Origin of the sequence: Streptomyces sparsogenes, assembly GCF_001704635.1 — a bacterium.
Taxonomy (GTDB): domain Bacteria; phylum Actinomycetota; class Actinomycetes; order Streptomycetales; family Streptomycetaceae; genus Streptomyces; species Streptomyces sparsogenes.
Genome location: NZ_MAXF01000241.1, coordinates 1 through 1,386, shown reverse-complemented (window position 1 = coordinate 1,386; position 1,386 = coordinate 1). Strand labels below are relative to the sequence as shown.

General features: G+C 73.4%; 1 protein-coding gene. It reads left to right on the top strand.

Annotated features, from left to right (window positions below; translation table 11 throughout):
• Window positions 1-1,386: acyl carrier protein (locus BBH68_RS38615; protein ID WP_141713172.1), on the top strand; the 1,386-nt coding region annotated here is incomplete at both ends.

Below are 1,386 nucleotides of genomic sequence, written 5' to 3'. Positions count from 1 at the left end.
TGCTGGGGTACGGCACGCCGGACGAGATCGACGTACGGCGGTCGTTCAAGGACCTCGGCTTCGACTCGGTCATGCTCGGCGACCTGCGGGGCCGGCTCAACACCGTGCTGGGCGAGCGGCTGACCATGGCCACCCTCTTCTCGTACCCGACCCCGGCCCGGCTGGCAGCACACCTGGAGTCCTTACGGGACGGCACCGGGAACCGCCGCACGGCGGCCGTCTCGGTGCGGGAGCCCGGCCGGGACGGCGCGGCGGGCGCCGCGGACGACCCCATCGCCATCGTGGCCACCAGCTGCCGCTTCCCCGGCGACGTACGCTCCCCCGAGGACCTGTGGCGGCTCGTCACCGCGGAGCGGGACGCGATCTCGGACTTCCCCGACGACCGCGGGTGGGACCTGGAGCGCCTGCTGCGGCCGGAGGGCCAGGGCCGCGTCTCCACCGGGGTCGGCGGATTCGTGGACAATGCCACGGACTTCGACCCCCGCTTCTTCGGGATATCCCCGCGCGAGGCGCTGGCCATGGACCCGCAGCAGCGTCTGCTCCTGGAGACCTCCTGGGAGCTGCTGGAACGCGCCGGCATCGACCCGGACACGCTGCGGGGCAGCAGGACCGGCGTGTTCGTCGGCACGATGGACCAGGAATACGGGCCCCGGCTGCACGAGGCGCCGGAGACGCTCGACGGCCTGATGCTCACCGGCAAGACCACCAGCGTCGCCTCGGGCCGTATCGCCTATGTGCTCGGGCTGACCGGACCCGCGCTCACCGTGGACACCGCCTGCTCCTCATCGCTGGTGGCCCTGCACCTGGCCGTGGAGTCCCTGCGGCGCGGTGAATGCTCGATGGCGCTCGCCGGCGGCGCCACGGTGCTGTCGACCCCGGGCATCTTCACCGAGCTGACCAGCCAGCAGGGGCTGGCACTCGACGGCCGGTGCAAGGCCTTCGCCGCGGCCGCCGACGGCACCGGCTTCTCGGAAGGCGCCGGGATGCTGCTGGTCGAGCGGCTCTCGGACGCGCGCCGCAACGGCCACCGGGTACTGGCGGTCGTGCGCGGCTCCGCCATCAACCAGGACGGCGCCTCCAACGGCCTCACCGCGCCCAACGGGCTCTCACAGCAACAGGTCATCCGGGACGCCTGGGCGAGCGCGGGGCTCACGGCCGCCGACGTGGACATGGTGGAGGCACACGGCACCGGGACCGCGCTCGGCGACCCCATCGAGGCGGAGGCGCTGCTGGCGACCTACGGCCAGGACCGGCCCGAGGACCGCCCGCTGCTGCTCGGCTCGCTCAAGTCCAACATCGGCCACACCCAGGCGGCCGCGGGCGTCGCGGGCGTCATCAAGGCGGTGCTGGCCATCCGGCACGGCCTGGTGCCGCGCACCCTGCACG